Here is a 14801-nt window from a genome sequence, read left to right on the forward strand (position 1 = left end):
GTCGATAACGGCATTGCCGAGGAGGGCAAAGGCATTGCGGTTTATATTCAAGCCATTCCTTATATGTTTTACGCCTGGTTTGCAGTATTGGTGGTTTTGTTAGTGGTACTGGGTGTAATACCTGCTATTGGGCCTATGAAAAAAGCCGAAAGGTTAGCACAAGTTGAGCAGGCCACTGTAGACCCTGCGCAATTTAGTGATATTCAAACAGCCGACGAATACGCTGTAAAAGCAGTAGAAGAAAGCTTTGAAGATGCCGACCCTAAAGGAAAATTGCACAACTTTTTACTGCCTATAATTTTACTAGTAGCCTTTACAGTTTACTTTGAAATAGATGTATATAAAGGCTTATTGGCAACTATGGCGGTAACGCTTCCTTTTTATGCACTACAAAAATTAATGAGCTTTAGCGAAATGATAGAGCGCATGCTTGATGGCTTTAAAAGCATGATACCGGCTATTGGCACTGTAATAGCGGCATTTATATTTAAAGATGTGTGCGACTTAATTGGCTTAGCGCAGTTTGTGATCGGTAGTTTGAGCCCGTACATGACTGCCCAATACTTACCGGCGGTGGTATTTATTGCTATGGCAGTGTTAGCGTTTGCTACAGGCTCTAGTTGGGGTATTTTTGCTGTGTCGATCCCAATAGTTATGCCACTGGCAACTGCCGTTGACGCTAATATTCCACTGGTTATTGGCGCGTTGTTATCTGCCTCATCATTTGGTAGCCAAGCCTGTTTTTACTCAGACTCTACCGTACTTGCAGCACAAGGCTCTGGCTGTAATTTAATGAGCCATGCAGTAACACAACTGCCTTATACATTAATTGCCGCGGCACTTGCCGTTGTCGGCTTTATTGTTATGGCATAAATTAAGTTAATACAAATAAAACACCCCAATGTAGTACTACACTGGGGTGTTTTACCTATCCACAATAATACTTAATTAAGCGGATTGGTATTCGTTTAGCCGTATAAATATAGCTTATTTTTGTAGTTTAATACCATTGTAATAGGTTTCAAGCGATTGAATTTTGGTTTGATTTGGTAAATCAGCAAAGTCGCTTTCTACAAACTTAGTACCACGTAACTGCACATTTAAACGTGCGGCTTGTGGGTTTAACATAGTTTGTTTGTAGTACTGCTTAATATCTTCAAGCGTTACTTTTTCAACTTCATCAATTAGCTTTTGCTTAGAGTCAAAGTTAAAGTTTTCACGATACCAATCGGTAATAAGTGGCCCCATTTCATCGCTTAGGTTTTTAGGCTGCTCTTTTAGTGATACAAGCGTGGCATTTTTAAGTTGAGCAAAAGTATCTAAGCTCATATTATCAAGCTCTACCGCGTACTCTTTTTTGAATTGATCAAAACGTGCCTGTATTTCTTTTGGTCCTTTAACAGGTGTTTGAATAAACAAGCCAATTGCCGAGTAATCCTCTATTGGGCGAGCCAGCGCGCCTACGGCGTATGCAAGTTGCTCTTCGGTACGCATTTTATCAAATGCAATGGTTCTAAAGTGGCTTTGTAACACCGCAGCTTGCGCTTTTTGTTTATACCCTGGCACTGGGTGAACGGTCATATCAACTACTGCCACATCGGCAACATCAATATCTTTTTGCAATACTCGCGTTTCGCCTGGCTGTGGTAACCATGCTTTACTACGCGCAAACTCACTCGATGTATGATTGCTTGGTAAAGTGGCACTTAACTCAGTGGCTATCGATTCTATATCTTGCTGGTTGTAATTACCGTAGCTAAATACACGTAAATCGTTGGTGGCAAATGTGGCTGTTTTTAGCTTGTTTAAATCGGCAACGCTTAACGATTCTGCCGCTTTTATCAGTGCCTCTGTATCAAAGCTGCCTGTGCGGATAAGTTTTGAGTAGGCGCCAAATGCTTGCGCATACGGAAATTGCTTTTGCTGATTTAACAAGCCACGTTTGTAGCGATCAATTGCTTGGGTAAATGCTTGTGCCGTTACATCGGCTTTTAACCCGCTTAGCGCTTGTTTTAAAAGTACATCTTGCTTATCGGTAAAGCCACTCATTGATAAAACTAAACCATTACTTGGCGCAAGGTTAACGCTCATGCCGGCAATGGCGGCTTCGGTGCTTAGTTGGCTTTGTTGAATGTTATATAAGTCGGCCCATACTGAGTAAAGTACTTCAGCATTAATATCATTTAAGCCTGGCTGAGTATTAATATATACCTCAACCAACCCCTTTGGCTGGGCAGCAAATTTTTGGCTTGCTTGGCGCCATACTTTTACGCCGTTTTTATCGTAAGCCAGTTCAGGGTGTTTTTGCTCTTTAAACTCAGCTGTTTTAATGGCAAAGCTTTCAGGTAGTAAGTTATTTACACTTGGTAAAGCAAGCTTAAACTCGCTTGATGTTTTCCAACTGGCAATTTCGGCATCGCTAATATCTTCTATGCGGTATTTACCATCATAAAAATGCAGTTGCGAGTCGGTTTCTTCTTGTTGCGAAATATACCAAACGCGCAGCGTATCGGCATTTAACTGCTTAAGTACCTCGTTTATCGCCTCTGCGTCAAATTTGGCATAATAGTAAGGCGCATCAATGGCATGATTTAATGGGTAATCTTGCATGCTACCAGTTAGCGAGCTGACATAGCTAAACTCATCGCCTTTTTCTAAAAACTTAAATTGATTGCTAAGTGATGTACGAATTTCATTAAAGTACTTAGCATCTACACCTTCTTTTTTAATCAGTTCAATGTATTGCATAATAGTTGCGACAATTGTTTCGCGGTTTTTCATGCCTTCATCGGTTAATTCTAGCGAAATAGTAAGCGCGCCGTAATTGCCGTACTGACTAGGAGAAGGAGACGCTGTTAATTGCGATACCCAGCCTTTGTCGCGTAGTAATTGTGCCGGGCTACCTGGCATTTCATTACTTAATAAATAACTGACATAACGGTTAGGTTTAACCGCAAAGTCGCTGCTGTTGTTATTAATAGTAAACTCAAGTTGCAGCTGTTTTACGTCTTCATTAGGTGAGTAATATACTTTTTTGCCACCGGCTTTATCAAAATCAAGCTCTGCAGTAACGGTTGGCTTTTCAATGTGTTTATTTTCGATATCGGCAAAATAAGTTTTTGCTTTTTGTTCCATTTGCTCTATTGGCAAGTTTGAAATAAGCGCCACTTTCATGATGTTAGATGAATAGTATTTATTGTAAAAGTCGACCGTTTCTTTGTGTAATTGGCTGCCTTCTTTGTCTCCTAGCGTTTCTAGGTTACCAATTAAAAAGCGATTTGCAGGGTGATCACCCATCATTTTACGGGCAAGTTTAAACTGGCCAAAAAAGTCCATTTCGCGGCGCATTGACCACTCGGCATTTACAGCGTTTTTTTCTTTATCTGCATATTCAGGGTACAGCTTAGGGGCTTTAAAAAAATCAGCAAAACGGTCTAGCGCTTCATCAAAGGCATCGTTATTAATTTTAAACATGTAGTTTGTAATATCGAGCCAGGTATACGCATTATTTACCCCGCCATTTTTGGTCATAAAGTCAGAGTAGCCTTTTGTATCGGGGTAGCGCTCTGTGCCTAAAAAAAGCATATGCTCTAAGTAATGTGCCATACCCTGCTGCATCATAGGGTCGTGTAGTAAGCCTACGCCTACACTTAGCGATGCTGCTGATTTTTCAGCGCTTGGATCAGAGACTAAAATGACTTCTATTTCGTTTTCGAGGGTAAGGGTTTTATATTCGCGCGTATCATTTGGGCTTACAACTAATGTGTCTGAAAGTAAGGAGCTTTGCGAAGAACTAGTAACCGATGAGGTAGATGATGTATTTGTACAGCCACTTAAAACTGCTAAAGCGATGACGCTAAAACCAAGAATTTTTTTCATTTTGTTTTTCCATTAAAATTGCGCTTAGGATGCGCTCAAAACAACGTAATAAAGCTAAATTAACACTAACAATTAAGGGTTTACCACAAAATAATACTAATTTATGTAACACATTGTGAAAAACACCTGCATACTTAAAGTCAGTAAAATAATAACGAAGGAAATAGGATGGAAAAAATAATAATACTCGCCATGTTTGCACAAGTAACATTATCGCTCATTGTAATGTTAATTATGGGCAAGCGACGCTTTGCTGCTGCAAAAAACAAACAACTACAGTTGAGCGATTTTAAAACCATGCGCCTTGATAACGCAGGCGATACCGTACGCGTAGCAGATAGAAACTTTACCAATCAGTTTGAAATACCAGTGCTTTTTTATATCGGTTGTATTGTTGCATTGCAACTTAACAGCGCTAGCTACTTAATTACTGCGCTTGCGTGCTTATTTGTTATTTCGCGTATTGTGCATACGGTTATTCATATTGGCAGTAATAATGTAAGACTGCGATTTAATGTTTTTTTACTAGGCTGCGCCAGTGTGTTTGCTTTATGGCTCGCGATTGTTTGGCGAATTTTAGCATTTTAGTAAAAGCGGCTTAATTAGCCGCTTTTTTATTGACTGTTTAACACATAATTAGTATTTAGCGCGTTTTAAGCGTTTACCCACACCAAGCAGTGCAATTAAGCAAAAACCAACACCCATACTCCCACCCGAACTGCTTGATGAGCCAGCCNTGATGAATCGTCTTGGCTTATTAATGTATTGGCTATTGGGTTTAAGTTGGCAGATGAAAGCGGGTCGTCATCTAATACCACCACACTATTAATAGTTACAAAGTTAGCGCTGCTAAGAGCGACATCGCTACTTGAGCATTGTTCACTGGTTATATCAACCAATGGGATATCGCCGCAGTGTACCAATCCAGCAATATTATCGAGCGTAGCTTGGCTTTGCGCTGTAATTTGTCCAAATACTGTAAAACCGCCATTTTGGGTATCAAGCGCTTCGCTATTATCAACCATATTAAAAAACCACTGGCTCGTTGCGCTGTTTTCATCGTTGGCTAATTTAGCCATCGCGATTGTGCCCTTCACATTAGATAAAACAGGCTCATTAACAACAGCAGGCTTGGTGGCTATTGGCACTAATTCGTCGGTAAATGTAAAGCCACCGCCTTGTATTACAAAGTCGCTGACTGAGCGGTGTATTACGGTTTGGTTATATGCGTCACCTTCAATATAACTTAAAAAGTTAGCAACCGTATTGGGGGCTTGTTGATCAAACAAGTTAAGCTCTATCACCCCGTGCGAAGTTTGCATTTCAACAATAGTGGCTTGGCTAGTAAAGCACGAAAACGCAAGTAGTGAGCCAATCAGGCACTTTTTCATTATGAGTCCTTTTTGTTATTGTTATTTAAATTAAGTGTTAATACTAATCCACACTATACGCCTAGGAAAAGCATTTAGAAGGCACAACTACAATTAACACCCTTTTAGTTACACTTCATTACATATTCTTTTAAATAACACTCGCTGTATTCGCTTTGTGTAAAAGCATTTAATAATTTAATATTACTTTTAAAACTCGAATATAAAAAAGTATAAAATAAGTACGTTATTTATCGCTAAATTAGTTTAAACTAACCGCCTAATAAATTAAGCACACCATAATAAATGGGTATTTCATGCGTATAATTATTTTATTTTCAGTTATTTTATCTGTTATAGGTTGTACAAACTCACCTTTAAACACCTCCACTGCCCCACAGTATATTACTGTATTACATACTAACGATAATCACGGGCGCTTTTGGCATAACGAAAAAGGTGAATATGGTATGGCAGCGCGTAAAACGTTAATTGACGCTTTACGTAACAAAGCTCAACAGCAAGGGCATGCAGTATTACTGCTTTCTGGCGGTGATATTAACACCGGTATACCTGAGTCAGACTTACAACACGCAGAGCCCGATTTTAAGGGAATGTCGTTACTCGGTTACGATGCTATGGCAATTGGAAACCATGAATTTGATAACCCACTGAGCGTTTTAACTAAGCAGCAGCAATGGGCTACCTTTCCCTTACTGTCTGCAAATATTTTTGACAAAGCAACTGGGGAAAGCGCATTTCAAGGCTATAAAATTTTTGAAAAGGAGGGCTTAAAAATTGCGGTTATAGGACTTACCACTACAGACACCGCTAAAATAGCTAACCCACAATATATTGGCCATTTAGAATTTAAAGACCCCGTTGATGTGACGGCAGCTCTCGCTAAAAAAATTAATGAGCAATACAACCCCGATATCACTATTGCACTTACTCACATGGGCCATTATGTAGATGCAAACTTTGGGATTAATGCCCCGGGTGATGTCACACTTGCCCGCTCTTTACCCGCTAATACCTTAGATATGATTATTGGTGGTCACTCGCAAGAGCCGGTTTGTATGGCAGCAAAAAATAAAAATGACGATAACTTTAAACCCGGTCTTGCGTGTAAGCCCGATCAGCAAAACGGCACATGGATTATGCAAGCACATGAGTGGGGCAAGTATGTGGGTAAGGCAGAGTTTAAACTAGAAAACGAAAAGCTCACCCTACTTGATTATAAATTACTGCCAGTTAATTTATATGTTGATGAAATTCAAGCCGACGGGTCTAGTAAACAAGTATTAGCCAACGAATACATTAAACCCGATCCGACCCTAGAAGCTTTTTTAGCAAGTTACCAAGCAAAAGGCGCAAAACAAATTGCAGGTAAAATTGGCAGTGTTGATGCGCGTTTAGAGGGCGATAGAAACAAGGTACGTTACCAACAAACTAATTTAGCGCGTGTGATTATACAGGCACAAATGAATGTAGTTGGCGCCGACTTTGGCCTGATTAGTGGTGGCGGAATAAGAAGCTCTATTGAAGCTGGCGATATTAGCTATAAAGATATTTTAAAAGTACACCCGTTTAAAAATCGCATTACTTACATGGACTGGCAAGGGCGTGATTTATGGAACTACTTAGAAACAGTGACCAGCTTCCCTGTTGATGCAGGTGCCTATTTGCAATATCACAAATTAGCGTTTACCCGTAAAAATGGCAAATTAGTCAGTGTACTCATTGATGGTAAGCCACTTGATGAAAATAAAACTTACCGTATGAGTTTAAATAGCTATAACGCATCAGGTGGTGACGGTTACCCTGCTATTAATAAACTCAAAGGGTTTGTGAGCACAGATGAAACCGATGCCCAGGCACTTAAAACCTTTGTCTCGCAAAATAGTCCACTTAAAGCTGCGCAGTTTGCACCTAAATAACAAACGTTATTAAAAGATAAGTTTAAGGAAAGTAGCTGACTACTTTCCTTTTATTTCTATGTTTCCCTTTGCAATATTTATTAAACCGTAACTGTGTAAACGTGAGCGAGAGCCCTCGCCATATGCTTTAGGCGGATAATAAATGTCTTTCATATCAGGGTGTTCGTTTAAGACTTCGTCTAGGGCTGCACGAATCTCACTGAGTGTTTTTTCTAAGCTGCTATTAAAATTTGGCCGCTTGCGTATAGTATGCCCAAGCTCAATCAACCTATAAAAGTACTTATTAGCAAGCTCTATAAGCTCATCCGGCACGTATTTATTTTGATTTAGCACAACATCTTTATTATCACGACAAAACTCTATTAATGCTAAATAAAAGCATAGCGGTTTGTTAGCTAAACACACTGTAGCCTCAGGCATATAACTATTACTGAGTGTTTTAGTGTTTAAATCAATGATCAATGCCAGCTCTTTTGGTTTTCCTAAGTCAGTATCAGCGTTTAGTGTTGGGCCTTTAGCATTTACAGGCATACCAATAATAGACTTCAGCCATTTGCTAAATAAAATACTCAAAACTAAAAATAACAAGCAAATCAAAAACCTGTTTTCTGACCAAAAATGTGCGTTTTTCTCAAACACTAAAGAGACATGGGTAGTGCTCGACTTGAGTGTTCTTATAAACTGGTTTGGCTTTAAAGTTAAAGGTTTAGCAGATTTTGGCACAATTTTAACTAAGCGAAGGTTATTGTCTAAATAGCCGTTGAGCTTTAATAAGTAGTCTTGCACTGCATGTTGGTTACCCGAGTGCTTTAAAAGCTCATTAGAGAGCGCAATTAACGGTAAATCCAGTGCAACTTGTTTTTCGGTTTCAATAACCTGGCGTTTAATAGCGTCACTCTGCTCATTAATTACAGACACATAAAACACTAAACAGTTAATAATAAAAACAGCGCAGCCAAAAAAAACATATTTATACTTATCCATTTTTAACGCTCTCATCTTTAGCTGTTACCTGCTCTGAACTGCAATCCCAGTACGATTGCGCCTCTTTGTAATAACTCAGTGTCTGCTCCTTTGACATATCAAGAATATGACGCTGTACAGCACATAAAAGATCTGTATTGTTTTGCTGCATTTTTAGATACCAGCGCGAACCTGAAATTTTATTACTTAAAGGGGTTATATAATTTTTTGAAAAACGAGCAGCATCACTTTCTTTCCAAAAAGACGCAATAATATCGACCTGCCCATTAGCTAATAAGTCACGAAGCTCGCTGTGCGAACTGGCGTAAGTAATATCTAAATTGGCTAAGTTGATATTTAAATCTTTAAACATTTTCTTTGGAAGTATATGGCCAGAGCGGCTTGTAGGGTAATCTAATAAGCCTATACGCTTATCTAAAAAGTATTGTTTTGTTAAGCGTGGTTTTTCTTTTGAGGAGATAAAAAATGCGGTGTAATCAGAAAAGCCCACCACAGATTGATAGTTATAAGTTAGCTCTGCATTAAAGGCGTCCATTATATTATTTTTTGCAAGTACGAGGTCTGCAATCCCTTTGCCTACAAAATCGAAGCTTTCCGTTGTACTGTCACCCCAGTAACCTTTAACTGAACCGTATTGTTTCGTTACCACGGTATCAAGGCATAGAGACTCTGTAAGCTTCTCTGCCACGCTTTGCGATGGCGTAAATACAATAAGCTGATTTTTGTTTTCACTGGCTGTTGTATAACATTGTGTTGACGTTTTTATTAGTTCTGGGAAATTTATTTCATCACTTTTAACGCTCACCTTTCCAACAGACCATGCAGCAACCATAACCAGAAACAAAAGTGTAACAAACGACAGTTTATGTAACATGACCTTTCCAAACCCCATCAATAAGATGTACCTAACAACGCTAAGGCTTTATTTGAACAATATTATTTACTTATTACAACAGGTAATTTTACCCATTAAAGTTAAGCTGTTGATTTAAAACGATTATGAATAAGAAATAATGAATACTCTTGACTCCTTTCTATATTTAGCAAAAACAATCACAATGTTTACACCAGCTAATAGGTGAATAAAAATAAATGCAGGAAACATTGATGCGCATTAAAATTGCTACTCTCGTAGCAACAACGTTAATAATTGGTGCTGTTTTTACAACTTCTAAAGCGTATGCGTGGGGTCAAAATGGTCATCGAATTGTTGGGCATATTGCTGAGCAACATTTGAGTGACGAAACAGTGTATAACCTGTTGCCACTATTAGAAGGACAATCCCTAGCTCAAATTTCTACTTGGGCAGATGAGATGCGATCTAGTCCTGAACTATTTTGGCGTAAAAAATCTTCACGCTGGCACTACATAAACCTTCCTAAAAATAAAACACTTTCTCTAAATCACGCACATACACACAGCAAAGACGATGTAACAAATATTCTAGAAGGTATTTACTTCTCTATTAATACACTTCAGTCATCTACCTCTTCCCTTAATGAAAAACAGTTTGCTTTAAAGTTTTTAGTTCACTTGGTTGGCGACAGCCATCAACCATTTCATGCTGGGCGAAGTGAAGATAGAGGCGGCAATTTAATTAAAGTTGATTTTTTTGACAACGAAACCAATTTGCACAGCCTTTGGGACACTGGACTAATAGAAAATGAAAACTTAGCTTACACTGAATACGCTAAGTTTATAGATACCGACGATGCAGCATTAATTAAAACATACTTAAACAGCAGCCCTACTACTTGGCTGATGGAATCTCACAAACTGGCCGAAGATATTTATACCTCAACCAGTGATGAAGTGAGCTATAGTTATGTTTTCAAATACAATCCGCTTGTTAAGCAGCGTTTGCAAAAAGCAGGCGTTAGGCTTGCGGGTGTATTGAACTATTTATTCGATTCGTCAGATGACAATAAAAAATTAAAAATAACGACAAAATAACAATCAACCTATAAATAAAAAACCTACACACGGGAATTAATTTATGTTTATACACTCTCTGGAGTATAGCTAAAATAATACAGCTAAAAATGTATTAATTACAAAATGTAAATAATTAATTGTAAAAGGAATTATAAAGTTTGCATTTCATAATACTGTCACATAACGGCGGTAACATAACAATAAGTAATTAATCCAAATTTAGTTAAGTATACAAGTATAAATTGTGCAATTAATTTTGCATATTACAAGAGTATAAATTCAACAACACTGCTGACTTTATACTACTTAAAATAACAATTTAATTATAACTTTCACGGGAAATGAAAATGAAGACTAAACTTCAAAAAACAGCACTCTCACTTGCTATCGCTGCGTGCGTAAGTGTAAGTGGCGCTGCATTCGCCAACGAAACAACCTCTGCGATTAAGGGTCAAATTACCGGTCCAAACGGTAACCCAGCTCCAGGTACCAAAATAACAATTTTACACGTACCGTCTGGCTCAGTTAAAACAACAGAAGCAAACGATGCAGGTTACTTTACTGCTAAAGGCCTTCGTGTTGGTGGTCCTTACAAGGTAATCGTTGATTCTGATGTTTATGCTGATCAAGAATTTAATAACATTATCCTAAACATTGGTAACGATTACCCAGTAAATGCTGCACTTGAGCCACAATCAAGCATGGAGCAAATTGTAGTAACGGGTGCACCTATCAGCTCTATGTCTGGTGGTACTGGCCCAGCGTCTACATTTACTTTAACTGATCTTGAAAACACACCTGCTATTAATCGTGATTTAAAAGATATTATTCGTATTGACCCGCGTATCACAATTGACGATAGCCGTGGTTCAATCAACTGTGGTGGTGGTAACCCTCGTTACAACAGCTTAACGCTAGATGGCGTTCGTATGAACGATAACTTTGGTTTAAGCTCTAACGGTTACCCTACTATTCGTGCCCCTTTCTCATTTGATTCAATTGAGCAGGTTTCAGCTGAGCTAGCACCATTTGACGTACAGTACGGTGGTTTTACCTCGTGTAACATTAATGCGGTAACAAAATCTGGTGGTAATGAAGTTCACGGTGGCATCTTCTATGATTACACAAGCGATTCATTAAAAGGCGATAAAATTGAAGGCGAAGACGTTGATAACGGTAACTACACCGAAAAACGTTACGGCTTTAACGTTGGCTTACCGTTAATCGAAGATAAACTGTTTTTATTCACTTCATACGAAAAGCTTGAAGGTGTGCAACAGTTTAACTACGACGGTTTAAGCAGCGGCAGTGTAACTGCAGATGATATTGCTCGTATTACAAACATTGCTCAAACTGTATATGGCTATGACGTAGGCGGTATGCCTTCAAGTATGCCTGTTGAAGATGAAAAAATCTTAGTTAAATTAGATTGGAACATCAACGAAGATCACCGTGCAAACTTAATCTACAACTACAACGACGGTAATACGGTTTCACAGTCAGACACTGGTTCTAGCCGTGTTTCACTATCAAACCACTTTTACGACCAAAGTGCAGAATTTACTTCAATTATCGCGTCTGTGTATTCAGATTGGTCAGATGATTTTTCAACTGAAGTTCGTATTGGTAAATCAGAATTAGACGCAACGGTACAATCGCTTGATGCTGCAAGCAGCTTTGGTGAAATGCAAATAAGCACAGGTAACGGTGGTACAGTTTACATTGGTCCAGATGATTCTCGTCAATCAAATGATTTAGATTACGATACCACTACATTTAAAGTAGCGGGTACTTACTACCTTGACCAACATACCATTACAGCTGGCTATGAGTTTGAAGAGTTAGACGTATTTAACTTATTCGTACAACAAACTGAAGGCGAGTACCGTTTTTATAACGAAAGAGATTCAGACGTAACGGGTATTGATTTATTTGAGCAAGGTATCGCAAACGCTGTTTACTACAACAATGCTGCCGGTACTAATGATCCTAACGATGCGGCTGCAAGTTTCTCATACGCTCAGCATACGTTTTATGTTCAAGACGAATATGCATTTACAGACTTAGATGCAAACATCACATTTGGTTTACGCTACGATAAATACACAAGTGATGACGTACCAAACTTTAACCAAAACTATACTGACCGCTATGGTTTTAGTAACCAAAGCACGTTTGATGGTATTGATTTACTTCAACCACGTGTTGGCTTCCAGTGGTATGCAACAGACGAGTTAGAAGTTCGTGCTGGTGTTGGCTTATTCTCTGGTGGTAACCCAAATGTTTGGTTATCTAACTCTTACTCTAACGATGGTATTACAAACATCGGTACATTCCGCAGCTCGGTTGATTTATTCAACACGCCAAACGTAAATGGTGGCGCGCCTGGTTTTGAAGTACCACAAGAGATGTTTGATGAAGTTGCTAACACTGTAATTGGCTCAGGTGATGCTACAGTAAATGCAGTTGACCCAGACTTTGAAATTCCTTCAGAGTGGAAATACTCAATCGGTGCAACATACACAACTGAAAACGAGTATGTTATTTCACTTGATTACTTATACTCTAAGAAGAAAGATGCTGCCTTAATGCGCGACATCGCACTTCAGGATTCGGGCGAAACTACATTTGATGGTCGTCCTATTTACGAGTCAATCGAAGGCCGTGATGGTGAATACCTTCTTACAAATGTAAGTGGTGATAGCGGTGATTCATCGGTTATTTCATTAGCTGTAAGCAAAATGTTTGACAATGGCGTAAGCGTTAACTTTGGTTACGCATACACAGATTCAGACGATGTTAACCCAATGACAAGCTCTGTTGCTGGCTCAAACTACGGTAACATTGCTCTAACGGATCCTGGTAACCCTGGTGTTGCATCATCAGATTACGAAATCCCACATCGTTTTACTATGACGCTTGGCTACTCTCATGAATTTGTAGATGGTTTTGCTACTCGCTTTAACCTATACGGTGAAGCATACAAAGGCTTACCATACAGCTACACATTTGACGGAAGTGATGACGCATGGGGCGATGCTAACTGGAATGGTGACCGTCAGTTACTTTACGTACCACTTGAAAACGATCCTAACGTTGTTTACGACATGAGCGCTGATGAAATTAACGCGTTTAACGACTTTATCGCATCTAACGGTTTAGAGCGTGGTGAAATCACTGGCCGTAATGCTGAAAACTCAGATTGGTTTGTTAAATTTAACTTTAAAGTTACTCAAGAATTACCAGGCTTTATGGATGGCCATAAAGGTGAAGCATTCTTCGTAATTGATAACTTAACTAACCTGTTAAACGATGATTGGGGCGTACTTAAAAAAGGTCCTTTCGTTGGCGCTAGCATGATTTCAACATCAATTGATGAGCAAGGCCGTTACGTATACTCAGGCTTTAATGAAAACAACGCAAATACATCAGTACAATCTGATGCGTCATTATGGCAAATGCGTGTAGGTGTTCGTTACACTTTCTAATCGCATTAGCGTAAAACACTACTAATTAAAGCCCATCTTTTGATGGGCTTTTTTTTACCAACCAGCTTAATTAAATTATCTATTTTAATGATGGATATATGTGTTGAGAGCTAGGCAAAAAATTTCTATTTAGTTTTCTAAATGAAAATTTTATAACGCAGATAGCGACACATTTAGCCCCTCAAAATGATTAAGTATTATTGCGGATTGGTTTTATAAGGCCTCTTTAAGCTCTTTTAGTAAATTTAGCAATTGGACTTGTTGCTGCTTACTAAATTTTTCAGCTAATTGTGCTTCCCAGTTTTGTGCATCACGTGCTATGAGCTTGTAAATTGCATTGCCCGGCTCATTTAACATAACCTGCGTTACTCGCTTATCTTGCTGATTTAGTTGTGCTTCTACATACCCTCTTTGCAGCAATGATTTTATAGCTCGCGAAACCGTTGACTTATCCATATTGGCCTGTGTACATAAATCTTTTGCATTGCTTTTGCCATATTGTGCTAAGTTTGCCAACACCCGCCATTGAGGGATGGTTAAGTTGTATTTTTGCTGATAAACACGCGCAAAATCATCGCTTATAAGATTTGCCATTTGGTTTAACTGATAGGGCAAAAACTGCTCTAGATCTATTTCCATTATTACTTTCTCATCGCATTTACACACTGTGAAAACTGTGCATTTTTATTTACAGGCTAAAACATGCGCCCATTTGAAATTACTCTCACTTGAGAGTACTTTAAACTAATTAGGGCCTGTTGACCTTTCAGGATTGAAATTTGTTCAATCTAGGGGCCATTTAATCGCGGCGCGAGGTTTGTAACCTAGTGGGCTAAGTAAAAACCGAGCAACAAAGAGTAAATGGCCCCTAGGCAGAACCCTTCGGGCAGCGCCTGTTTGGCTTTTATGCTACGTTATCGCCTATTTATGGGGAACAACCACACTGCATAGGCTCTGCCTTGCCTAATTCCCAAACAGACTGCTGCAAATTCAACCTCGAAAGATAAACAGGCCCTAGAAAGATAAAACAATGTCACTCTCACAGGATCTAAATATGGCCAGCGAAATAAACTACATGAGCGGTTTTGGCAATGAGTTTGAAACCGAAGCGCTACCCGGTGCACTGCCTGTTGGGCAATTTACCCCACAAAAGGTGAAGTACAATTTATACACCGAGCAATTTAGCAGCACGGCCTTTACGGCAC

10 protein-coding genes and 1 pseudogene are annotated in these 14801 nt (G+C 39.0%); 6 read left to right on the plus strand and 5 right to left on the minus strand.

Annotation, left to right across the window (positions count from 1 at the left end; all coding sequences use genetic code 11):
• Positions 1–873 (plus strand): Na+/H+ antiporter NhaC family protein (locus L650_RS0102625; RefSeq protein WP_029772084.1); only part of this gene is annotated, 873 nt, incomplete at its 5' end.
• Between the two features lie 114 nt (positions 874–987).
• On the opposite strand, the gene L650_RS0102630 is transcribed toward L650_RS0102625, so the two are convergent.
• A complete protein-coding gene (locus tag L650_RS0102630; RefSeq protein ID WP_029772085.1) occupies positions 988–3879 on the minus strand; it encodes an insulinase family protein in 2892 nt (963 codons plus the stop codon).
• 168 nt (positions 3880–4047) lie between these two features.
• On the opposite strand from L650_RS0102630, the gene L650_RS0102640 reads away from it, so the two are divergent.
• Positions 4048–4467: an MAPEG family protein gene (locus tag L650_RS0102640; protein WP_029772086.1), complete on the plus strand. Its 420-nt coding sequence runs from the start codon at positions 4048–4050 to the stop codon at positions 4465–4467.
• Between the two features lie 48 nt (positions 4468–4515).
• On the opposite strand, the pseudogene L650_RS0102645 reads toward L650_RS0102640, so the two are convergent.
• Positions 4516–5270: pseudogene (locus L650_RS0102645) on the minus strand (peptidylprolyl isomerase).
• Positions 5271–5566: 296 nt separating this feature from the next.
• Between L650_RS0102645 and ushA the strand changes: the two are divergent.
• Positions 5567–7189 carry a bifunctional UDP-sugar hydrolase/5'-nucleotidase UshA gene (gene ushA, locus L650_RS0102650; protein WP_029772087.1) on the plus strand — a complete coding sequence of 541 codons (1623 nt, stop codon included), beginning with the start codon at positions 5567–5569 and terminating at the stop codon, positions 7187–7189.
• 39 nt (positions 7190–7228) lie between these two features.
• Here ushA and L650_RS0102655 read toward each other — a convergent pair whose 3' ends face one another.
• Positions 7229–8173, minus strand: a complete 945-nt coding sequence (locus tag L650_RS0102655; RefSeq protein WP_029772088.1) for a hypothetical protein — start codon at positions 8171–8173, stop codon at positions 7229–7231.
• Positions 8166–9047 (minus strand): hypothetical protein, encoded by an 882-nt coding sequence (locus tag L650_RS0102660; RefSeq protein WP_004588735.1) that lies wholly within the window; start codon positions 9045–9047, stop codon positions 8166–8168. Before L650_RS0102660 ends, L650_RS0102655 begins: the two co-directional genes overlap by 8 nt.
• 233 nt (positions 9048–9280) lie before the next feature.
• Here L650_RS0102660 and L650_RS0102665 point away from each other — a divergent pair, with 233 nt between their 5' ends.
• Both L650_RS0102665 and L650_RS0102670 read left to right on the plus strand, forming a co-directional pair.
• Positions 9281–10126 (plus strand): S1/P1 nuclease, encoded by an 846-nt coding sequence (locus L650_RS0102665; protein WP_029772090.1) that lies wholly within the window; start codon positions 9281–9283, stop codon positions 10124–10126.
• Positions 10127–10455: 329 nt separating this feature from the next.
• On the plus strand, positions 10456–13596 hold the full coding sequence (locus tag L650_RS0102670; protein WP_029772091.1) for a TonB-dependent receptor: 3141 nt from the start codon (positions 10456–10458) through the stop codon (positions 13594–13596).
• Positions 13597–13809: 213 nt separating this feature from the next.
• Here the strand turns inward: L650_RS0102670 and L650_RS0102675 are convergent, their stop codons facing one another.
• Positions 13810–14235, minus strand: a complete 426-nt coding sequence (locus tag L650_RS0102675; protein WP_029772092.1) for a MarR family winged helix-turn-helix transcriptional regulator — start codon at positions 14233–14235, stop codon at positions 13810–13812.
• Between the two features lie 415 nt (positions 14236–14650).
• On the opposite strand from L650_RS0102675, the gene L650_RS23500 reads away from it, so the two are divergent.
• The coding region (locus L650_RS23500; protein ID WP_128081037.1) for a homogentisate 1,2-dioxygenase at positions 14651–14801 on the plus strand (151 nt) is incomplete at its 3' end.

The sequence above is a fragment of the Pseudoalteromonas sp. TB51 genome (genome assembly GCF_000498055.1).
Lineage (GTDB): Bacteria > Pseudomonadota > Gammaproteobacteria > Enterobacterales > Alteromonadaceae > Pseudoalteromonas > Pseudoalteromonas atlantica.